The 22,726-nt window shown below is 48.3% G+C and carries 13 protein-coding genes; 7 read left to right on the plus strand and 6 right to left on the minus strand.

Translation table 11 applies throughout. The features are described 5' to 3' along the window. Positions 1–349: 349 nt before the first annotated feature. A complete protein-coding gene (locus tag COW20_15730; protein ID PIW46370.1) occupies positions 350–7,798 on the plus strand; it encodes a hypothetical protein in 7,449 nt (2,482 codons plus the stop codon). A gap of 101 nt (positions 7,799–7,899) precedes the next feature. After that, entirely contained in the window at positions 7,900–10,041 is a 2,142-nt protein-coding gene (locus COW20_15735; protein ID PIW46371.1) for a hypothetical protein, read from the plus strand. Between the two features lie 56 nt (positions 10,042–10,097). Here COW20_15735 and COW20_15740 read toward each other — a convergent pair whose 3' ends face one another. Together COW20_15740 and COW20_15745 are read right to left on the minus strand one after the other, a co-directional pair. Beyond that, positions 10,098–11,084 (minus strand): hypothetical protein, encoded by a 987-nt coding sequence (locus COW20_15740; protein PIW46372.1) that lies wholly within the window; start codon positions 11,082–11,084, stop codon positions 10,098–10,100. A gap of 66 nt (positions 11,085–11,150) precedes the next feature. Next, positions 11,151–11,894, minus strand: coding sequence for a hypothetical protein (locus tag COW20_15745; GenBank protein PIW46373.1), 744 nt, complete (start codon positions 11,892–11,894; stop codon positions 11,151–11,153). Positions 11,895–12,113: 219 nt separating this feature from the next. Between COW20_15745 and COW20_15750 the strand changes: the two genes are divergently transcribed. Beyond that, positions 12,114–13,472, plus strand: a complete 1,359-nt coding sequence (locus COW20_15750; protein ID PIW46374.1) for a phosphodiesterase — start codon at positions 12,114–12,116, stop codon at positions 13,470–13,472. Next, the gene (locus tag COW20_15755; protein ID PIW46375.1) at positions 13,469–15,025 is read left to right on the plus strand and encodes a hypothetical protein; all 1,557 of its coding nucleotides are present in this window, start codon (positions 13,469–13,471) and stop codon (positions 15,023–15,025) included. The genes COW20_15750 and COW20_15755 overlap by 4 nt, the downstream gene beginning before the upstream one ends. Here the strand turns inward: COW20_15755 and COW20_15760 are convergent. Both COW20_15760 and COW20_15765 read right to left on the minus strand, forming a co-directional pair. Then, a complete protein-coding gene (locus tag COW20_15760) occupies positions 15,022–16,035 on the minus strand; it encodes a cytochrome C oxidase Cbb3 (protein PIW46376.1) in 1,014 nt (337 codons plus the stop codon). The two genes, COW20_15755 and COW20_15760, sit on opposite strands and share 4 nt — an antisense overlap. 3 nt (positions 16,036–16,038) lie before the next feature. Continuing rightward, positions 16,039–16,734 carry a hypothetical protein gene (locus COW20_15765; protein PIW46377.1) on the minus strand — a complete coding sequence of 232 codons (696 nt, stop codon included), beginning with the start codon at positions 16,732–16,734 and terminating at the stop codon, positions 16,039–16,041. A gap of 200 nt (positions 16,735–16,934) precedes the next feature. On the opposite strand from COW20_15765, the gene COW20_15770 reads away from it, so the two are divergent. The 3 genes from COW20_15770 to COW20_15780 all read left to right on the plus strand — a co-directional run bounded on the left by COW20_15770 (position 16,935) and on the right by COW20_15780 (position 21,386). Further along, positions 16,935–18,338: a hypothetical protein gene (locus COW20_15770; protein PIW46378.1), complete on the plus strand. Its 1,404-nt coding sequence runs from the start codon at positions 16,935–16,937 to the stop codon at positions 18,336–18,338. A 161-nt stretch (positions 18,339–18,499) separates the two neighbouring features. Then, positions 18,500–20,446: a hypothetical protein gene (locus COW20_15775; GenBank protein PIW46379.1), complete on the plus strand. Its 1,947-nt coding sequence runs from the start codon at positions 18,500–18,502 to the stop codon at positions 20,444–20,446. Between the two features lie 130 nt (positions 20,447–20,576). Then, positions 20,577–21,386, plus strand: a complete 810-nt coding sequence (locus tag COW20_15780) for a hypothetical protein (GenBank protein PIW46380.1) — start codon at positions 20,577–20,579, stop codon at positions 21,384–21,386. Positions 21,387–21,451: 65 nt separating this feature from the next. Here the strand turns inward: COW20_15780 and COW20_15785 are convergent, their stop codons facing one another. Next, positions 21,452–21,964, minus strand: a complete 513-nt coding sequence (locus tag COW20_15785) for a hypothetical protein (protein PIW46381.1) — start codon at positions 21,962–21,964, stop codon at positions 21,452–21,454. 20 nt (positions 21,965–21,984) lie between these two features. Continuing rightward, complete coding sequence (locus COW20_15790; GenBank protein ID PIW46382.1) at positions 21,985–22,710, minus strand: DNA-binding response regulator; 726 nt, start codon at positions 22,708–22,710, stop codon at positions 21,985–21,987. Positions 22,711–22,726 lie beyond the last annotated feature (16 nt).

A 22,726-nucleotide genomic window follows, 5' to 3' on the forward strand; every position in this document is an offset into this window, starting at 1 on the left:
TCTGTATTATGGTTTGTAATTTTTGCATAGATACAGACTTGATTCATGAAAAAAACTAAATTGTAAATTAATTGTAAATATTATTAGACTATTAATGACAATATGAACTTGTTTTTGTAAAAATAATGTAAAAATCACCTAAAGACTTATTCTTCTTATTAAAAAGTTCTTGTCAATTGTATCTTCGGAGAATAAAATGCCTCCATCGGTGTAATTCAGGCGAGTAAGCTTTAAATTTTTAATCCAAATTAGCGCCTGAAAAATCTAAATAATTAAAATTACTCCTTCATCGGAGTCTGTTTTGCTGCTTATTTTTATATGATGACAAAGGGTTAAAAATATTAACATGATGTATTCCAACGCTCCACTCCAACGTGGTCTTAAAATTTCAATTCAATTGGGCTTGGCGACTTCTCTCTTAATGACGACGGCTTGTGGTGTGGGGGGCTTTGGGGTTGGCCGAAATCCTTTGGGCAGTGATGCTCGTAGTTTTATTACCCAAGCAGCAAAAGATATTGCTACTCGAAATTTTACAGGTAATCCTGATCAGCTCAGAGCGCTGTTTCTCCGGCCGATGGTGAAAGGCCAATTGACCTTGGATGATAGTTTTCCCTTGGAAGTGATTGCCTTAGACAATCAAGGTCGTTTGATCGACCCGCTTTTGCTGAAGTTAAAATTCAGCAGTGCCAAGCCTGGCACAATTACGGTTGACCAGAATGGCGTTTTAAAAGGGGTTGAACCCTTTGAGCCTGTTTTAATTAAAGTGATTGATGAAAAAAGCAATACCAGTGCAGAAGTTGAATTCACTGCGACTTTGACTAAATTTACAGGCAACCCCCGGGCGCTTGCTTCTTTGCAATTGGTTCAGCGCTCTCAGGTTACCCCTGGCCTGGGTGAAATGGCCCAGTTTTATATCGTAGCCCGTGATACCTTGGGCAATCCCATCGACCCCACCCGCCTGCAATTGGATTGGAGTGTATCAGATCCCAATGCCTTTGCAATTGATAAGAATGGTTTGGTCAAAGCTCTTTCTTCAAATGGAGATGCGCAGGTGATCGTGCGTGACCCTGTCTCTGGCCGGATTGCAACAGGTACGGTTCAAAACATCTTTTCCAGCAAAAATCCACAAACCAGTTTACCCACTCAGACCTCTGGAAATGCGGTGACTTCTCGGCCAGAGCCGATTCCTGCAGGGCAACCCGGTGTACCGGTGAGTCCTGTTACTCTCAGCCAGGGTGAAACCAATCCGCTTCAACCCCCTGCTCAAAATACTGGAACACCGGGCAATCCTCGCTCCCTGATCCTGACCCCGTCTTTGTCTTATCTTTCACCCGGTGACCGCGTTCAACTGGCTGTGGCCCTGACCGATGATCAGGGGCGTCCGATCAATCCTGCGACCGTGCCTTTGCAATGGACCAGTTCCGATGCTGGTTTGCCTGTAGACCAAAAGGGTTTGGTCTCAGGCAATTATGCTAATTCTGAGACCAAAGTGACAGTATCCGTGCCCGGCACTCAACTCTCTGCTACAGCCTTGGTGAGAACCTATGCCAGTTCTTCTGGTGGAGGCGGCGGTGGCGGTGGCGGTGGCGGTGGAACTGCAGTGGCCCCCACACCTCAAATTTTGGTTCCTGCAACCCCCAAAACTTCTGCCACACCTTTGAGTACGAGCAGCTTCACCGTTAAGGTTTTTCCGCCGACCTTTACCCAAACTCCGATTGTTGAGTATCAAGTTACAATTGGGAATGCTCCCGGCTCAAAGACCTTTACGATTCCTGCCGGAGCCGGTGGGACGGTCACTGCAGATGTGCCTGCCGGAGCAAATTTGCTTGCGGATACTACCTATCCCTATTCTGTTGTGGCGCTAGGCCAAAATGGCCAAATTTCACCCGTTGTTAACTCTTTTGGTACGACCCTTTTGGCCAATAATGCACCTACCAATATGATCGGGGGGTCAAAGAGTTTTACCGGAGTTGTTTCTGTACCCGCCAATACTGCGGTGAGTTTAAATGACCAAAATGGCAATGCCCTCTCTGCAGGCGATGGCTCAAATGCTGAAACGCTAACGATTAAATTTGAGCCTACGGCAGGTAATTTTGGCACGATCAGTTTTTCAAACAATCCGGCTCTACCTGGAACCGTTACGGTAACAGGGGGCGGGATCAATGGCAATCCTATTCAGATTTCAGGCCCCAAAGATGCGGTCAATACAGCCTTAAACAATTTTGTGTATACACCCCAAAATGGTTTTATTGGCAACGCCACAGTCACCATGACGGCGATCGATACGGTTGAAGGGGCTGGCACACCTGATGATATCGATACGATTGTCTTCAGTGTCAACAGCGCAACCCCCTCAGCACCACGCAATCTAATGAATAACAATCCAAGCTTCAGTACGCTCTTGACCGCTGTGAACAGTCCCATCACGCTTAAGCCCTTGAATAATTCAGGTTTGACTGTTGAAGACACCAATGGGGATACCCTGACCACGGTGCTGACCCCCACGAATGGTACGCTGGCATTGGTCAGCATTCCGGCAGGAGTCACCGTTACAGGAACAGGTACCAATGCGGATCCCTTTAAATTGGTTGGGCCCCCTCATTTTATCAATGCCGCTTTAAATGGGGGGCTGACACTTACCCCCACTGCCAATTTTAATGGTGCTGCCACCATTCAGATGGTGACTACCGCAACGGATGGAACAGATACAGATCTTCTGACTGTGAATGTGGTCGCACCTTCAAATCTTTTCAATGGTTCCAATGTCTTCCCAACGTCAGCTCAGCGGATGGCGAAAGCTGCAACCACGACGCTGAACGGAGCCAGTAACAAAGCTTTGACGGTACTCTACCCACCCACGTCTACGGTGAAAGTCAATCTTGATTTGCAAGACAGTGCTGGAAACAATACCGGTGCGGCAGCCAATGGTTCGTTGACACTTGCTGGCATTGTGCCGGGTACGGTCACGGTTACGGGCGGTGGGACTGCTGCCTTACAACTTCAAGGGCCGATTGCGGATGTCAATACACTGCTGACGGCAGGGGTGATTTACTCACCCCAGGGCAATAATACCGGTACCTATAAACTGCGCATGAACAGTGTCGATGTGAACAATAATGTGCTGACGGATACCAATGATGTGGTGACGCTCGAAGTTTCAGAGCCCCCGGTCAATAAATACAATAACAGCGCCACTTCCTTTCCGCCTGTTGGCGCGCCTGTGGAATTGGGCTTTAATACCCCTTTGACCTTTGCCTCCTTTTTCGGAACCGCTCTTTCGGTCACCGATGCTGACAGTGCGACAGTGACGACAACTTTGACACCCAGCAACAATGGCACTTTGAGTCGAGCCAATTTAAATGCGATTCCTGCTGGGGTTACTGTTACGGTGGGAACTACCGTGGCCAGTTCAACCAATAATGTCTCCGTGACAGCGACCAATGCTCAACCAATGGTGATTGCGGGGTCTCCCACCAATATCAACCTCTTTTTGAACAATGGGATTGTGTTTTCACCTACCACCAATTTTTCAGGTGCAGCTACAGTGACCATGGCCACGAACGATGGCGGAGCAACGGACACAGATATTGTCCATATCAATGTTCTGCCCACTCCTGAAAACCGCCGCAATGACAACGCAACCTTTACCACGACGGCCATTCCTGCTGCGCCAGGGGTTCAGGAAAACCTCGGAACGCCCGCAACCAGGCTCTTGACCATCAAAAACTATCCCTCTGCAGCCAATGTAGATGTGACCCTGAGTGTGCCCACAGGCAAAGGTACTCTCCTTCTGAACGGCTTTCCAGCTCCCAATGGCACGCAAGGGGGGGTCACCTTTACGGGCAATGGCACCACCAGCTTGAGTATGACCGGAACCCAGGCCAATATCAATACGGCCTTGACCAATCTGCGTTATACGCCTGCCGCAGGCGTTGTGGCTGCACCTGAAACGGTGACTATGACCATGAGCAGTACAGGGGGAACCTTGGGCGATTCGGGTGATACCGTGCCTTTCTCGATCTCCAACCCGCCGCGCAATATTTACAATACCCAAGATGGCAATCCCGTGGCCGATGATACGGCTGAAAATGCCAGTTTCCCCTCTGCGGGTGCCCGTTTGGATATCTTTGGCAATCAGGCTTTGATTCTAAACAATACAGCCACGGCCACCCAACCGGCCGTCAAACTAGATGTTATTGATGACAGCTCCCTTGTCACAGTAACGCTCACTCCAGCCAATACTGGAGGCAATACCAATGCCATAATTGACTTGACCGGAGCTGCTCCAGGAACCGTCAGCAATACCGGAGCCGGAACCAATGCCTCTCCACGGGTCATCAGTGGGCCTTTGGCCGATGTCAAAACGGCCCTGACTTTGCTGCGCTATACCCCGCAAACAGGATTTACAGGGGCTACCAGTTTTGACATCAAAGTTGACGATGGTGGGCCTTCACCCGATACCAATACTGTTAATCTGAATGTTAAAGTCCGGCCGCAGAATGCCTTTAATAATAATGCAACCTTCCCTAACACCAATGTGTTGATCTTTGATTTTGCTGGGATAGCCAATCCGCTCAAGAACGACACGGCCAATTCAGATGTCAATACCGCGCCGCAGCTCCATATCAACGAAACAGTACACCCACTCTCGGTTCTCAACCTGAGTGCGTATACACAGCCGACAGATACGGCCACGGTGCGTCTGCAGATTCCCAGCGGTGTTCTCAATGTAACCCTCTCGGGTAGCGTGACCATCAGTGCTGGCGCAAATGGTTCTGGAGATCTAACCCTCTCGGCAACGGGCGCTAATATCCCCAATATCAATACCGTCCTGGGTACTTTGACTTGGACACCGCCTCACCTGAATGACGGTGCTCCCTTAGCTGCTCCTGCCGTATTAACCATGACCAGTGGTCCGATCCCCGATACCGACACCCTTAACCTGTTGTCTACCCGTACACCGCGTAATCTCTATGGTGGCAATTTGGTCTTTACGACGACTGCTTTACAGGTGAACGAAGGGCAGCAAATGCTCTTCGACGGAGGCGGTGGTCACGGCCTGGTTTTGAGCGTAGGTTCCCAGAGTTCTGAAACAGTTGAGGACAGTCCGCAGATTCGTGTCAAGCTGATTCCTTCTCTGGTCGGTGGTACCAACAGTGGAACAGTTAACGTAACCCTTTCTGGAGCCGCCACCAAGACGGGGTCGGGTACCAATGCCTCGCCCTTGATCATCACCGGTACACCGGTTGATGTCAACGCTACCTTGGCAACGATGACTTTCAATTCCACTGCTGGGGTTAACGGCAGCGCTTCGATTGCTGTAAAGACCACAGACTTCGCTGCCGAAGACGCTACTGGGCCTACGGCTGACAGTATTGTGCTGGATATTCGTGCCAAACCCGCCAATCGCTGGAATGTAGGCACTGGCAGCGAAACCAATACCTTTCCAGGTACAGGTTCGCCAATTAATGTCGGTTTGAATGCGACATTTGCGATGAATACCGCAAATAATCGTCAATTAGGTGCTAAATTTTACCAGAATGGCGACACCATTGATGTCACCCTCAAGTTGAGCAATGCCACCCATGGCAATCTTACCGCCAGCAGCAGTGGGGGGGCTATTGTCAGCAACAGCGGCACAGACACAATCACAATACACAGCACCGGAGCCAACAGTCTGACGGATCTCAACGCGGCCTTGGCGACCCTGGTCTTCAACTCAGTGAATAGTGGTGGCGTTGTAGATCTGGAAATGACCAGTACCAATGGCACAGCCAGTGACAGCACAGTGGGTCAGGATGTGATTCGTTTCAATGTCCAAAACAGTACACCCGTCAACAGTCTGACCGGTACCACCAGTGGTTTTACTACAGGCGCCACAGCTTTGCCCTTGAATCTGGTCAGTGATACCACCACGGTCGATGATCGGCTGGACTTTGGCCAGAGCGATCCAACTTCAGCGGCTGCCGGAACCTTTACTGTGACTGGGAATACTTGGCCGACCCTAAGCGTCAGCGATGATGATTCCTCTGTGACAAGTACTCTGACCCCCCCCATTTTTGGAACCCTGAGTGACCGATTGGGTACCAATTTTGCAGGTTCAGGTGCAGGTATTGCTGGTTCGGGAACCAATGCGGATCCCTTTGTCTTTACAGGAACTCCGGCTCAGATCAATGCAGCCTTGCTGCGCCTGCGCTTTACCCCCAATGCCAATGTCACAGATGGGACGGTTGGAAATCTGGTGATTTCAACCAAAGATGGTGCAAATCAGACGGATACTGATAATATCGCCCTGAAGGTCGAACGACCCACTCTGCCCTCTACTTTTGGCGGCAATCCCAACCCCGCAGGAACCATCTTCAGAGCTGTTTACCAATTTGGCCGTGACAAACTGCCCCAGATAGTGGTCAATGATATCACCGTCAGCGGACCCGAAATTCAAGCCGGTGCCCAGATCGAGATCATCCGTTATAACGACAATGATCCAACCACCGCAGCTGATGACAATACGACGGTACTGCGTACGGTTACCTTGAATAACCCCAATACAGCACTTGGTGAAAGCGTCAGCTTTAACAATCTCACCAACCGGGCCACCGTAACGGTCAACTTCTCTGCGGCGGGATCTCCTGTACTGGCCGTACCTCCAGCCGCTCCGAATCTGAAAGACGGTACAGGTAAAATTGGCGGTCGCCTGGTGAATGGGAACGTGGATACGCCGTCCACTTCTTCAGTAACTGCCGCGAATCATCCCTGGTTCTTCTTTGTCTATCCTGAGCGAGCACAATATGCAGTAGAAGATTATTTATCGGGAGCCAATAACCGGGGCCGCTGGTATTTGATCAATACAAGTACCTCAATCGGGGCTGGTTTGGGCAGACTCTCAATGGTCTTCGACTCTAACGGTGCCCTGAATATTCAGAATGGTTTGAACAATACCTCTGATGTAACGGCTGGTTTAGCCAAGAACCCGATCAATGGCGATGTCTATTATGTCGACCAACAGGGTACTTCGCCGAACTTCAGCGGCCGCCTGATTCGCTGGATTCCTTCTCTTGGGATTCAAGACGGGGCAAGCACGGGAGATCCCTTCCTGGTCAGAGGCAACCTCTCGGTCAATAATGGTCTGGGTCTGAGCTATAATTTTGGTGATAAACCCGCCCGACTGGTCTTTAATTCAACCATCAATGGAGCAACCAAAACAGCGACCCTCTATGCCGGGGCGGCTTACGATACAGTAGATGGTCAAGGCTCTCTCTCTGGCTTTTACCGGGTTCGCAACTTTGAAAGTGGCACCCCAGCGATAGACCATATTAAATTGATGCTGAATGCTGAAGAATTTGGTCTGAATGTCTCCTACCTGAACAATGGCGACTTTGTCTTTGAGCCGGATACAGATAATACTGCTGCGGCCAATAACCGCATGTTCCTGACCAATAACAACAAGCTCTATGTCACCACCGCACCTGTACCCGATACAGGCACGGCAGATGTAGCTATTCAGGAGTTGAGTCTCGCAGGGGTTGCCAATACACTGAAATCAGCGGGTGGCACAACAGCCAATCAGTTGGTGGGCTTGTCTATTGATGGGGAATGGGCTGCAGGAAGCCGTTCTCTGTTGGTGATTGCACGCTATCCTGCCCCGGATGCAAATATTGCCCGCCTCTATCGTCTGACTTACAGTTCAGCGGATTACTCCATCACCGGAGCAACTCTGCTGGCCAATGGGAATTTTGCTACAGCCAACTATGGCAGTGATATCCCACTGGTAGACATCACTGCAGCACACCTGCCCTAAGATTTACTTCAGGCCCCCCCCAACCGGGGGGGCCTGAACTTGCTGAGCTATGATGCTGAGCTATGAATTAGAAGATTATTGATGAAATTAAAGGACAACCCATGAAAGCAAATCATATTCTCTTTCTCGCTTCCACGCTGACTCTGGGGCTTGCGTTACCCGTTTTGGCTCAGGAAGCCACTGAGCCTGTTTCAGAGACTGCTGCGCCTTCTGAAACCCGTTTGAAGGCCAAGCATGAAGCAGATAAGGAAAATACCTACCAAGAACTGCTGAAAGAAAACGGGGGGGATCATGCGTCAGAACATTGGGCTTCTGAAGCGATTGAAAACCTGATTCAAAAATACTGCGGCATCATGGTGGGCTACCCCAACAATACTTTTCGGGGCCCGCAAGAGATGACCCGTTATGAAATGGCTGCTGCCCTGTATAAGCTGATGCAGTGCATGGAAGAACCCCTGAAAAATGTGGCGCAACAGGAACCCATAGATACCCGTCATTTGGCGACCAAAGATGAGCTTGCAAAATTGCAGGCTCTGCAAACCCTTTTAAACAAAGAACTGAAAGAAATCCAATTGGCTAAATTGCAGTCGCGGGTGGACGAACTTGAAAAAATTCAGGTCACAGGCAGTTTTGATATCCGTTACCGTGAACGTTTGGTTACGACCGATGGAACAGATCCCCAATCTCCTTTGTTTGCTGGTAAGAATACCAGTCCTGAAAATCGGGTTGAGTTGGATGGGACTGTGACCAAGCGTGATTCAGCTACAGAAAATACAAAAACATTTAATAATAATGTGAACCAGTTTGGGCGGGATGAATTTGGCATTCCCAATCTTTATCACAGCCCATCTGAAGCCAATATCACCCCCGATGATTTGGTTCCCTTTCGTTTTCGAACCCATTTACAGGTAGATGCCCATTGGAGCAAATGGATTCGCTCGCAAATGGTTTTGGATATCTTTGATTTGGCCCAGGCCAGTTCTGCATTGACCAAAACACCCTTGATAGTAAGTAATGGCGGCCATGATGTCAATGAAGGGCTTTATGATGGCAACCCCTTTGTTTTTCGAACAGCTCTGACCGAAGTGATGATCCCCGATTCTACCCATCGTCTGCGGGTGGGTTTAATGAATTTTCAGGACAATCTGAAAACAGGAACGAAATTTACCAGTTTGTTCAATCAAGGCAATTGGAATGGTCGCGGCTATGGTTTGGTTGGTTGGGGGGGCTCAGAAGTGGCGCTTTCAAACAATGGCGTATCAAATTATCTCAACAGCATTTACCGTTACTGGACCGGTGGCATTGATGTCAGTATGGTCGACCCCGACAGCATGGTTTATAATCAGGCCTCCTCGCCTGCTCTTTCCTATGATTCAGATTGGGGCTGGGGCAGCTTTATGGTGGGTATGAATGCTGGCTCAACCCAGACCAATCGCTTGTTGGCGGCTAATATAGGCGGAAATCTTTCTTCTGGCTCTCCTGTCAAAGGTTCAAATGCTAATTTTGAGGGTTCAGGAATTTATCCTGGCGCACAGTTGCAAGGCTTGGATACCAAAGAAGGTTCTGGGCGTAAGCTGGTGAGTAATCAACTGGCTTTGCCCTCTCAATATGGCGATGGTTATGGTGTGATGGGCCTTGAAACCCGCTTTTTTCAGGAAAGCTTTCCCGTGCGCCTGCAATTGGCTGCGATGCACTATTTCAATGACAGCTTGACAGATTTCTCTGGCGCAACCCGCAAAGAGGTTTCGGCTACCCTTGATTTGGGCTGGAATAAAAATTTTGGAATCACTTTACAGGCCAATAAATCTTTTATTGGCTATGATCGTCAAAGCATTGGCGTTTTCTTCAACAATATCAATGATTCTGACATTGATTTTCAATTGGGGGCAAATTTTGCGACCCGGGGTCTGTTTCAAATGGCAGATCTTTCAGCGGGTTCCTTTGGCGCGGCGTTTGCTTTCCCGCTTTGGCGGCCTGAAAAAGACAAACCCCAGCATATTCGTTTGATGCTGGCTGCTCGTCAGTCGATGGGCGATCGCTGGGGGATCTTGCCTGTGGGTTCTACAACTCCCAATCAACTCTGGAAAGAGTCAGGGGTGACTGTGGGAATTCCTTGGAAACATGTCTACAATACAAATCTAGATATGACGCTTCAATACAGCATGATGCTGGCTGATGCGATCTGGAGTTTACGTCAGCCTTTGGCCCACGATATCTCGATCATTACCCGCTATAATTTTTAAATATATACAGAAAAAAGCCCCTTGCTGCAGGGGGCTTTTTTTTGAGCGCTCAGAACTCAGTGCTTGTGAACATAGCTCAGTGGCTCGTTTTGAATGGTTTCCCAGTGTTTTTCAATCCAGTCACGGGTTTCGTCAATACCGGCCTGAAGTGAAATTTCTGGCTGCCAATTGAGTAAACTGCGCGAATCACTGTCATCAAGCCAGTAATGGGCATCCTGGCCCAGGCGTTCACCCACTGTTTCAACATGATCTTCCCAGCGCAAGCCTGCACTTTCCAAACTCATGCGCACAATATCTGCGACTGTTTCAGGGCCATTTTGGGTGAAATGCCAGGTGCGATGCTCGGGATAATTCAGGGTCTTCAGCAGACCTGCAATCACATCTTTGACATGGATGAAGGATTTCTTGGCGGTTCCCCCCCCATGCAGCTCAATTTTTTTACCCATTCGGGCGTAAATCAGGGTGCGGGGAATAATCTTAAAGAGTTGTTGGTGTTTGCCAAAAACATTGGTAGAGCGAATCAGGCTGACAGGGTAATTGAAGTTTTGGCGCAGGGTTTCAAGATACAAATCGGCTGCAAGTTTAGAGACTGCATAGGGAGTGCTGGGACGAAACTCATGGCTGTCAGCGCTTTGAGCCCCTTGACAAGAACCGAAAATCTCAGCTGAAGAGATGTGAATATGCCGTTTCAGCCAGGATTTGTCTTTAAGCCAATGGGCCAGCCGGGCCATGCTTTGGGTATTGGTGGCAAAATATTCAAGCGGTATTTGATGGCTGAGGGCCACTTCACTGAAGGCTGCCACCGTAAAAATCAAGGGGGGTTGCCACTTGTCCAAGAGCGTAAACAGACTGGCAGGATTGTGTAAATCATTCTGATGAAAAAAGAAATTATCTTTTTCAGGCAGATCTGCATAGGGTAAATAGAGGGGAGCGTATTCTCTTGAACGGCTGAGGCCATGCACCTCATATCCTGCTTGAAGCAGAGCGGCTACCAAATGGCTGCCTGTAAAACAATTGGATCCCAGTACGAGCGCGCGTTGCATAATGTCTTCCTCCAGGTTTGGGCTGAATTCAGCTTAACCGGCCATGACGGCGATCGTCCAGGAGGATCAGAATTTGTGAGGGGCGACCAGGCCTCGATCTTCGAGGTAGGTTTGAACGGTCCAATAGATTTCATCCCGCTCCGTGATTCCCAGTTTTTGGTTCACGGCATTTTGATGGAGATAGGCACGATCTTCAACGGGATCTCCCCATTCAATCCCTTTGACTTTGTTGTAAATCGTGCCAAAGAGCTTTTCAAAATTGGAAATGACAGGGGTGTCTTTGGAGTGAACCATTTCATGGATGATCACCGAGGCCTTTTCGGCATCGCGCATTTTCCAGAAACGATCATCGAGTACCATATCGCGAAAATGGAGATGGGCAGTGCCTTTTTCGCGGGCAACGGCGACCCAGGCTGCATAGATATCATGTTTGGCAAACAGGTCGTGAATGCCGTCATCAGCCAGGACAAAATCTGAATCATCCATTTTACGGAGTGCCTTGCCGATCTCAGGATCCACAGCCTCTACGATTTTAAAGGTAGGCTCAAGCGCAGCTTTGATCGAGGCTGGGCGGTTGGCCTTTGAAACTTGTGGAGTGGTATTGGCTTTGCCTGCCTCTTTGGGGTCAAAGGCGGAGAATAAATTCAAGGGCGCTTGGGGGACACGTGGATCGTGCTTGAGCTGGCGTTGGAGGGTGTCTTGAACCGTGGGGGCTTGTGCAGGAAGTGTTTTTGCCCGTTGAAGCGCAGGCGCTTGAGGTTTCGTGACTGTTTGAAGGGGTTGAACTGAAAAATTAATTGCGCCGACCATCCTAAAACTCCTTGATGAACCAAATGTATAAAGGTTATATCGTGGTTAATTCCTTAACTCTTTCTTTAATAGTTAAAGAAAGAGTTAAATTTTGGTTAATTAATGATTAATGTTGTCGCTGAGCACTGGACTGACCTGTGCTTTGGATTCGCCATGTGGCATAAAATGTTTTACACTGAGACTCAACTGAAGATTGTCTTTTGATTTGGAGGAGCTTATATGGCACTGAATTTTTTGAAATCCTCCCTCTGGAAAACAGCCCTGATCTCTTTGCTTTTTACCTCGCCGGTCTGGGCCGAAGCCGACTTGATTGCCGGTCCAATGGTGGGGCATACGGATACCCGGAGCAGCCAAATCTGGGTTCAAACCGATGAACCTGGAAAAGTTCAGATCGAGTATTGGCTAAAAGGCTCTTCTAAATTGATGCGAAGCCCAGAAATGCTGACTTCTGAACAGAGCTGGTATACAGCCCTTTTGCCGCTTTCGGGTCTGGAACCCAACCAAAACTACGAATACCGTCTGCTTTTAGATGGGGTGCCGATCAAGAAAGACTATTCCTTGCGTTTTCATACCCCAATCGAGTGGGCACCGGGTCAAACAGCACCTGATTTTGAAGTCATTACAGGTTCCTGCTATTACGTTAACGATGAATGGATGAAAATGCTGGGCATCGAATATGGTGGGCCTTTGCAGATTTTTACCACGATGGAAAAACATCCGGCAGACTTTATGCTCTGGTTGGGTGACAATATCTACCTGGCTCCTTTGGATGTCTCCAACCGCTGGCGCATGAATTCCCGCTATCGCAAACAGCGCTCCCAGACCTTGATTCAGCCTCTTTTAGGCAGAATGCCACAATATGCAATTTGGGATGACCATGATTTTGGCCCCAATAATTCGACGAAAAATTTTCCGCTGAAAGATGTTTCGCTTGAATTGTTCAAAGCCTATTGGGCCAATCCCCGCTATGGGCTATTAACTGAAAACGGCACCTGGTCGCGGTTTCGCTGGAATGATATAGACTTTTTTCTGACCGATGGTCGTTATTATCGCGATGCCTTAAAGGTGCCTGAAGATCAACGAAGGATGCTGGGCTCCGTTCAAATGGCCTGGCTCAAAAATGAATTGAAGGCCAGCCGCTCTCCCTTTAAGATGGTTGTGGTGGGTAGCCCTGTTTTTAACCCCTATTATGATGAAAGTTTTGCGATGTACCCGCTGGAGTATCAAGAATTGCTGGAGTTTATCCGCCAGGAAAAAATTGAAGGTGTTGTCTTTCTTTCAGGTGATCGGCATCACTCAGATTTGCATGTTTTGAAACTGCCCGGTGTGTATACCCTTTATAATTACACCAATTCTCCCCTGACCAGCTCTCCGACCAAAATCATGAACAGCCAGGAATTGAATGATCCTGAGCGCGTGCCTGGAACGCTTGTAAAAGAACGCAACTATGGGGTTTTAAAATTTTCGGGGCCCGCAGGCCAACGTGTTTTGACGCTCGAAACCCGAGATGGTTCAGGCAAACTCTTTTGGGCCCACGAGATTAAAGAAGAAGATCTGCGGTTTCAGCCAACTCCATGAGAGAGGCTTCGGATTTTGAGCGTTTCTTCAGTTTGGTAACTGGGGCCCGCAAAAATGAACGGCTGAAAACCATTGCCAGTTTTTTGGCGATGTTTCTTCTGCTTTTGTCCTATTATATGGTCAAGCCCCTTCGTAATTCTCAGTTTCTAAAAGAATTCAATACAGATTATTTGCCTTTTTTCTTTTTGTTTACTGCTTTCGTCTCTGTGATTGTCACCAAGATTTTCAATTCTTTTTACAATAAAATTGAAGTTTTTCGCCTGGTGGCCTATTCGTTTTTTGTCATGATGGCGTGTAAGCTTTGTTTTCATTTCTATTTGCCGGTGGGCGGTAAGACGGCCATTGTCCTGTTCTATATTTTTGCCTCGGTTTATTTTCTTTTGGCGACTGCGGTTCTCTGGGGCTGCATCAACTATATCTTTACCTCAGAAGAAGGTGAACGCTGCTACAGTTTTATTGCCATTGGCAGTATGATCGGGGGCCTGGTGGGTTCTGAGATTTCAGCTGTTTTTTCACGCGGAACGCTCAGAAGTTATGCTTTGGTCTTTTCTGCTTTGGTGATGGGCAGTGTTTTGCTGTTTTTACTCTTGGCAGTTAAATCCAACCGCTCCCCGCTGCGAAAAAAAACTGAGCGAAAAAACAAATCGGAGCCGCAAGCCGGATTCTTTTCAGACTTTCAGGAAATTTGGGCCAATCGCTATGTGCGTTCTTTGGCAGTGATGATGTACGCGATTGCAGCCTTTAATACCGTACTTGAGTTTCAAAGCCAGAAACTGATTGATCAGCATATGGCAACCCAGGCCTATCAACAGAATTTTCAATTCCTGGAAAAGGCTTTGATGCAGTCTGGCAAACAGGTTTCAAAGGAGACGGGGTTTGAATTCGTCTTTGGGCTGAAGGATCAGCCTGAAGCACAGCGACCTGCGCTCATTTCAGCTTTTGTACAAAGCCACGATCTGAATTTGAAACCGGATCTGCTGTTTAAAACCTATCTAAGTTACCAGGATAAATTGGAAGCTCAAACCCGCGAAGTTTTCTCAAAAATATATTTGTTTCAAAATATTTTAGGCATTGCTCTGCTCTTTTTCGTTTCCCGTTGGCTCTTTCAACGGATGGGCGTACGTTTCACGGTTATGATTCTGCCCAGTTTTTATACGGTGGTGATTTTGGCTTTGTTTTTTCCGATCAATCTCTTGATGATTGAATCGTTTTTGGTAATTGGATATGGCTTGAATTATTCTTTAAATCGCGCGACCCGCGAACTCTTATTTACAAAAACCAGCGATTCCACCATTTTCCGACTTAAACCCATGATAGATGGGCCTGTTCGTCGCCTGGGAGATGTGACCATGGCACTTCTTAAACTGGCACTTACGGTTTTCTTTGTTCAATTCTTACATTTACCCAGTGTGCGGGCTGATCAGATTTTTTTCGTGACCAGCCTCGCGATTTTGGGTTTTTGGATCTACTCTGTCTGGTATGTCGGTGGACGCTATGACCAACTCAAACGTGAAAGCGCCGCCGGTTTGAACACAGAAAGCGAAGCCGATTAAGACCCCTGTTGACCGCTCATCATGGGCTTGAAGGGGCCATATTTGTGCTGCTCAGCAGGGAAATTACCAGGCCAGGGTGCAAATGCTGCATCGACCGGTTTTTTGCTGCGATCGGGGAAATCATTTTCCAGGCCCGATTTCTGAGGACGTTCCAGGCTGTTGATATAGGCAGCCAGGTCAAAGGCCTCTTCGTTGGTTAAATTGGGGGTGCCAAAGGGCATATTGGCTTTGATATATTTGGCTGCTGTGATCACGCGTCCCATGCCCGCCCCATTGTTAAAGCTGTCCTTGCCCCACAATGCCGGATAAAGATAGCCTTCTTCAGGTTTGCTGGCATTGGTTGGCAATCCAGCGCCTGTGGGTTGATGGCACATGGCACACTTCGCAGTGTATAGCGCCTTGCCCTTTTCTGGGCTGGCAGCACGCTCGAGAAGTTCAATATCTGGTAAACCTTGGCCTTCGATTTTGGCCCCTTTGGGAATATCCTGGCTTAACCATTGCATATAGGCCAGGATGGCTTTCATTTCTTTGCTGTCTTCGGCCAGGGCTTTGCCATTCAGACTGCGTTCAAAACAACCATTGATACGTTCCGAGAGTTTGATCTCACGGTTTTCACGGCCCCGGTAACGGGGGTAACGCGCTGTGATTCCCACAAAGCCAAGTGCATTGGCCTGTTTGCCGGCATTTAGGTGGCAACTTTTACAGGATAAATGGTTCCCTGCAATGCGTTTGCTGGGATCCGCCATTTCTGGGCCCAGGTATTTTGCGGTATGGGTGATAATTTCTTCTCCCCACTTGATTTCTTCTCCAGCTGAACCTTCAGGCAAGGCTGCGGGCAGTTTCCAGGGAAGCGCTTGGCTGGTTGTGGGGGCTTGTTTTTCTTTTTGTGTGGTTGAATTTTTGGTCTCTGCCTGTTTTGTTTCTTCTTTGGGGGCGCAGGCCACCAGACTTAAAAACAGGGTGAGACTGATGATCGGTAGGGACTTCGGGATCATTGCCATTTGAAACATAACTTACTCTCCTCCATGTACATCTTTCGCATAATCAGGGGGCGCAAAGAACAAAAAGAGCATCAAAATATGATCGGCGGTCCAGGTGTTGTCATTGCCCTTACGCCAGCGCTGCATATAGCCCATGTCCATTTGCAAGGAACGATCGAACACATGACGAACCCCCAGAATGCTACGATTTTGGTTAAACCCTTGCGGGTACTCGATAAACACCTCGTTGGCAAGGTAGGGAATCCACGCTTCAGAGAACCCTGTCCAATTTAAACGCAACAGATTGCGTACGCGCCAGTTGGAGCGGGTGGGGAAATAGCGGTATTCAATCCGGGTGCGATCAATCCATTTCAATTCAGGCATGAATTTGCCCCGAAAAACCGGCTCAATATTGAATCGGTATTCCTGGGTGCTCTTTCCGCCAGGTATGCCTACATAAATAATATCTCCCAAAAGCCCCAGCGAAAAGCCAGGGGTAAAATCCCATTGCGGACCCAGACTGAATCTGAGAATTCCCAGCCCGCCATCAAAGCGTGGGGCCAACTGAGAGACAGTAAAGGTATCAAAGCGAGAGGGCAACCAAATATTTTCTTTTTGTAAAGGAATACGTACATCGACTGCATTCCAAAGCTCTGTATCAGCATTTGCTGGCAAGTTCAGGGTTGTAAGCATGAAGATTGAAATTATGAGCGTTTTGAGAAAATCCATGGTTTAAATCCTAATTTACTATACCCTGTATAGTATATTAATTCGGGGGATTTTGCAAGTCTTCCTGTTGAAATTGTAGATAACCTAAAATTTACCGCTACTTAATTAAATGTTGCAATAAAGATAAGAATATTTCACCATTTCTTCACGATATAGAAGATATAAATCAAAATTAATTCGTAGAGAGTGAGACTTTAAAAATGGGAAATATTTCTTCCACAAATAATCAACCCTTGGTGAATACCCAGAATCTGCAAAAACCAGCAGCAGCGAAGCCTGAACTGGGCAAAACCACCTTAGAAAAATTCGGAGAAACCAAACTTGGTACTTTTTACAAAGACAGCCCCGTACTTTCTGGGGTCGCAACCGGCATCACCGCCTTGGGTGTGGTGGGCTTGGGTCTGAAAAATCATGGACTGGGTGAATTGCTTTTCAGCCGGGGAACTGGCGGTATTCTGGCCGGAGGTACTGGCGCGGTTCTACTCGAAGACGGCATTAAAGACATCCGTGAAGGAAGTGAGCTGAAAGGCAGTATTAAAGCCGGCGTGGGTGGTATTGGGGTGCTCGGCGGAGCTGAACTTTTGACCAAAGTTCCTGTCTTGAGCAAACCTGTTGAAGTGGTATTTAAAAATGGCTATGCCACAGGTGGTACGGCTTTGGCTGCTGGAGCTGCTTATATGATTAAAGACGGCGTAGAAGATCTCGCCAATGGCGACAAATTAGCGGGTGGTCTGAAGACGGCTGCTGGTGTCGCTGGTGGACTGGGTGCAACTGAACTGGTGGGCCGTCAATTTGGAAAAAGCCTTATCATTGAGCCCTTGGTCAAACTTTCCTCAACCAAGGCTGCTCAAGGTTCTGGAGCGGTTCTCGGTGGAGCAGCCGCAGCAGGCCTGGTCACTGATGGTGCCCAGCGTCTGGCTGAAAATGGTTCTTTCTTAAACGATGCTGCGGGTCTGGCTGAAGTCGCTGGTGGCGCACTCTTGGCCACAGGCAGTACCAGTCTGGCTGGACACGCTTTGGGTTCTGAAGCCCTGAAAACTGTGATGCCCAAAACTGCCAAACAACTCGGTGGCGCAGCCTTGGTTGGCACCTCTTATGTACTGGGCAAAGAAGCCGTTAAAAACCTAAGTAAAAATGGTGTGACCTATTTGGGCACTGCCGCTGCCACGGGCGCTGCCCTCTCTGCACTGGGTGCAGCTGAAACCTTTGGCGTCAACCGGGCGTTTAGCAAAGGCGGCCAATTTGCTGCCGCCGCAGGCGTTGGCGTCGCTTCAGGCTTGCTCGCCAAAAGCGCAATTGAAGACTTGAGTGATGGCAAACTGCACGAAGGCGCGCTGAAAGGTTTTGGCGCAGTCGTGGGCGGTGGCGCAGCTTTGGCTCTGGCCGATGTTCCAGGTGTTCGCCAAGTGGGTGAAAAAGTGCTCAAGGGCGCATGGGAAGGCGTCATTGCTCCAGTAGGTGAGTTTGCAGTAAAGAATCCCTTGGTGGCAATTCCCTTGGCTGTAGGGGGTGCATATGCCGTCTACAAGCTGACCGACAAAGGTGGCAAAGCAGAGCAGGCTGAAGCTCCTCAAGCCGAAGCCAAGCCCGCCACTGAAAAATAAAGCTTGAAATCGCAGGCCCCGTTTGTAGAAATACGAACGGGGCCTTTTGCTGAAAGGGGTTTTTCTGCCTGGATTTCAGGCTGAAGCCTGTGCTATTCTGGACTTGTGACAGTCGCATCATCTCAAGCAACGATTGCAAGCCAAGCCTGGGGGCAAAAGAAGTGAAACTGGTCTTTTATTACCCTTGTGAATTTGCCCATGCCCACGCCACGATCCATGGGCCGATGGGACTGACCTATATCGCAGCGCATCTTCAAAAAGAACTGGGTGTTGAAGACATCAAGATAGAAGTGGATATTGACAGGGTCATTGCACACAAGCCTGATCTGGTCGGTGTTTCATCTTATACCCAAACCTATCCCAAAGCCTTGGCCGGAGCTTGGCGGGTCAAAAAAGAATTGGGGGTTCCTGTGATCTTGGGGGGGCCCCATATGAACGCCATGCCTGAACTTTTTCCTGAAAAGGGCCCCTTTGATCTGGGAGCCTATGGCGAAGGTGAGCATACCTCGGTTGAATTGGTGCGGCGTTTTCTGCAGGATCGTTGGGAACCCACGCAATTTAAAGATATTCCTGGCCTGGTGTTTTATGATGAGACCCATCAATTGGTGAAAACACCCCGCGCAGCAGATATTGAAGATCTCGACAGCCTCTGCCTGCCGCGACGGGAATTGCTTGAGGCCTGGTTTCCCAATCATGGCAAAATAGGGCAATGGCGTCAGGGGCTTTATACCTCTCGGGATTGCCCGTTTCGTTGCCGCTTCTGTATTCACAGCGTGATTCAGGGCATGCCCCGTTACCACAGTGTAGAACGGGTGATCAGTGAATTGGAGCAGATTATTCGCGAGTACCCACAGCAAAAAATCGTCACCATTTATGACGATATTTTCGTGGTTTCAAAAAAACGACTGATCGAATTGGTTGAAGGGATTCGGGCGGCGGGTATTCACAAGCGCTTGGGTTTTGTTGCCATGATCAAAACCAGTACCTTTAATGCAGAAATTGCCTTCTTGCTGAAGGATATGAATGTCAAACTGATTTCTTTTGGCTTTGAAACGGGCAGTGCCGAAGTACTTAAGTATCTGAAGGGCCGGGGGGCCCGTCTCAGCCAGCACCAGGAAGCGCTTGATATCTGCCGCAATCTGAATTTAAGAACCACTGGCTATTTTATTATGGGCAGCCCGATTGAAAGCTCCCAGGACTTGGCTAAAACCTATTGGTTTATTCGCCACAATATTCTGCAATTGCATACCGCAGGTATGTTTTGCCTGATCCCTTTTCCGGGCACCCGTTTTTGGGAAGATTACCGTGAAGTGACGGGCCATACCCCGGATACCTTGGGGTGGGAAGTCTTTGACCATAAATTTATGGATTGGGATGAGGGCTACCCCTTCTTTATTAACCAGCACTATACCCCCGAGTTTTTGAATTCAGCTTACCGTCAGTTTGCCAAACTGAGGCCTCGTTTGGCCTCAGCTCCGCATTGGGAACGAGAAGAAGAACGCGTGATGGGGTATAAACGCGCGTTGTATCAATATCTTCAGCCGGTTTTGGCAGCGAATCAAAGTTTGCTTGAAGTTGCCCCTTTTGCCAATTCATATTTTGAATGGAGTATGTTTGATACGGATCAGGTCAAACTCTTTGCTTTGAATGATCCTGAATCTCTGCTTCCAGAAGTGCCTGGAGCCGCGCTTTATTTTAATCATTGTCTCGAGCTGAAGCCTGATCCCCTCTCATTTTTGCGTGAGGTTTTGAGCCAGCATCCCTCACAAGCCCCAGTCTATCTCAGTTTTTACAATGCTCTGTTTTTGCCCTTGCTGCAGCGTTTGCTTTCGGGTGAAACCCCTGAAGGTTTTTTTGAGCCCCCTTATTGGCTCAATCCAGCCAAGCTTTTTAGTTTAGCCCAAATGCAAAACCTGCTTCGCGCTGCGGGGCTGGAAATTCTTGAGGTTTATCGCAATCCCCAACCTGTTGAAAATCAATCTGAGTTTTCACGTTTGGTTCCTCCGCTATTGGAACAAATGGCGCACCCTGATTTGGCCCGCGAGTTCAAGATCTACAGCTATTTTCTGATTTTAAAGCGGGTGGGCATGAGCTTATCTTTAGCCTAAGCAAATTATCCCCAGTCTAAACTGATTAAAGAAAATTCAAACTCTGTTCAAGAAATGACTAAACCCTGCAAGCTTTGGTCATGCTGGCGCTATAACCTTCTTATCAAAAGCGTAATTGAGGTAGAGAAAAATGACTGAGATTAAAATCGGAAATGCAAGTTTAAGCGTTGAAGGCATTCGCCCCCTGAAAAAAGATGTTCAAGTCGATGAAAAACTGAAAAATCAATTGGCCAAAGATGGCTTTGATTCCATTATCTTCAAAAAAGGCGACGAACTTTTCATTGCCTATCAAAAAAATATGAAGCTCGATGATTTGAAATTGAATCTGGATGTCAACACCTTTGATGTCAATTCTGCCTATGATGCAGGCCAACTGTCTGTAGACGGCGATGCCGTTCAGGTTTTGCATGTCGATGATGAAAACAGAGATTCTTTCTGGGTTGCACCCTATAAAACCGCAGCCAGCGGTGTGAAGAGCCTGATCAACCATCCCTTTGGTAAATCTGCCATTCTGGGTTTTGTCGGGGGTGTGGTGACTTCAGTGGCGGGTCAGCATCTCAATATTGAAAAAAGTTACAAAACAAATTACAATGGTGCTCCAGTGAATCCCTCTCAGTACCGTATCTTTATGGGTACCTTGCTGGGGACTGCCGGTGGTGCAGTAGCGGGTGGTCTGAAAGCCGGTGCAGAACACAATGAACCTAAATTCTGGGATACGGGTGCTGGGATTGGCACTGCTGCCGTCGGTTATGGCGCTGGTGCCTTGGCGGGTTGGGGTGGAAATGCCCTGGTCAATGTGGCCAAAGAAAATCCCAAAGTAACGGCAATGGCCGTAGGGGTTGCTGCTGTTGTGATTGGCACAGGTATTGCCTTGGATGCCATGTCAGACAACAACAAACCTGCTACCTACCGCGTGATCAATCAAATCTCTCAAAAATAGTTTTTAGTTTCCACTCTCTCATTACGCTGCCCGTGGTTTTTACCACGGGCTTTTTGTTTTGAGCTTTAATGAATCCAATGGTGGATCTGGCCGAGAAAAGAACGGCCATCGCCATTTTTGATCCCTTTCTGAGCTGAACGCAAAACCTGACGCAGGGCCTGGCGAACATCGCCCCGCCCAAAATCACGCAGACTGAGTTCCAGCCGCAAGACGGCTTGAAGGGTGCCTGCCAAACCCGATTGCGGGGGTTCGGGTTTAAGCGAAAGCACTTCGAGGGCTGTGACCGCATCTTGATCCCGCAGGCCATGGTTGCTCATATGATCCTGCAATGCGAGTATAAATTCGATGCTGGTGACCAAGCCCTGCAGGGCTTCTTGCGAAGCGGGTTTTTGTTCTAAATAGAGGTTCTCAAGCGGCAATAAACCATAACGTAAATTATCAGGGCAAACCACTTGATCCGCGAGTAAGCCTGTGCCCTCTTGGCTGAGCAGACCCATGGCATAGGATTGACTGGCTTTTGCAGGGGGGGAGAAGAGACCTTTTTCAGTCAGGGTATTGAGTAAAGCTGAATCTGACATGCTTGATTCGAATTTCCTTTTTAAGTTTCTAGCGGTTTAAATTGGTAGCCAATGCTGCGCAGGGTCAAAAATTGACGGCTGAATTCAGGGGCGTGTTTCTGGATTTTTGTACGAATATGACTCATGTGTGAATCCACAACACGGTCATTTACATCCAAACTCTCACTCCAGACTCTGTCGAGAATCTGTTGCCGCGAAAATACCTGTTTGGGGTGTCTGAGTAGAAGTTCAAGTAAATCGAATTCTTTTTGGGTCAGATCAATTTCGTGCTCATGAACTTTTACCTCGCGGCTGATGGCGTTCAAACTGATTGGGCCAGAGATCAGAAGATCCTGTTCGCTGACTTTGGGAGTGGAAGGGGTGGGGGGATCTATTTGTCGGTTCAGCACTTTTTTAACTCTTGCAATCAACTCTCTGGCACGAAAAGGTTTTGCGATATAGTCTTCTGCCCCCAATTCCAAACCCAAGACCACATCCATTTCTTCATTCCTGGCGGAGAGAAAAATAATCGGAAGCTGAGGGTGTTCTTTTCGGATCAATTGCGAGAGATCCAAACCATTGATATCGGGCAGGTTGATATCTGAGAGAATCAAATCAAAAGGGCCTGAACTGGAGAGAAGAGCGAGGGCTTCCTGGCCTGTTTGTGCAATTTTAATTTTGTGGGCAATAAATCCCAAGGTGTCTGAAATGACGGGGCCAAGGCTGGTATCATCTTCAATAACGAGAATGGAGTACTGAGGAATCATGTTCTTTGCTGAGATT

The sequence above is a fragment of the bacterium (Candidatus Blackallbacteria) CG13_big_fil_rev_8_21_14_2_50_49_14 genome (assembly GCA_002783405.1).
In the GTDB taxonomy this organism is placed as follows: Bacteria; Cyanobacteriota; Sericytochromatia; order UBA7694; family UBA7694.

Coding starts and splice junctions, on each gene's coding strand:
- COW20_15755 (PIW46375.1), top strand. CDS start 13,469: ATGAGAGAGGCTTCGGATTTTGAGCGTTTCTTCAGTTTGGTAACTGGG.
- COW20_15730 (PIW46370.1), top strand. CDS start 350: ATGTATTCCAACGCTCCACTCCAACGTGGTCTTAAAATTTCAATTCAA.
- COW20_15740 (PIW46372.1), bottom strand. CDS start 11,084: ATGCAACGCGCGCTCGTACTGGGATCCAATTGTTTTACAGGCAGCCAT.
- COW20_15770 (PIW46378.1), top strand. CDS start 16,935: ATGGGAAATATTTCTTCCACAAATAATCAACCCTTGGTGAATACCCAG.
- COW20_15785 (PIW46381.1), bottom strand. CDS start 21,964: ATGTCAGATTCAGCTTTACTCAATACCCTGACTGAAAAAGGTCTCTTC.
- COW20_15760 (PIW46376.1), bottom strand. CDS start 16,035: ATGTTTCAAATGGCAATGATCCCGAAGTCCCTACCGATCATCAGTCTC.
- COW20_15790 (PIW46382.1), bottom strand. CDS start 22,710: ATGATTCCTCAGTACTCCATTCTCGTTATTGAAGATGATACCAGCCTT.
- COW20_15750 (PIW46374.1), top strand. CDS start 12,114: ATGGCACTGAATTTTTTGAAATCCTCCCTCTGGAAAACAGCCCTGATC.
- COW20_15765 (PIW46377.1), bottom strand. CDS start 16,734: ATGGATTTTCTCAAAACGCTCATAATTTCAATCTTCATGCTTACAACC.
- COW20_15735 (PIW46371.1), top strand. CDS start 7,900: ATGAAAGCAAATCATATTCTCTTTCTCGCTTCCACGCTGACTCTGGGG.
- COW20_15780 (PIW46380.1), top strand. CDS start 20,577: ATGACTGAGATTAAAATCGGAAATGCAAGTTTAAGCGTTGAAGGCATT.
- COW20_15745 (PIW46373.1), bottom strand. CDS start 11,894: ATGGTCGGCGCAATTAATTTTTCAGTTCAACCCCTTCAAACAGTCACG.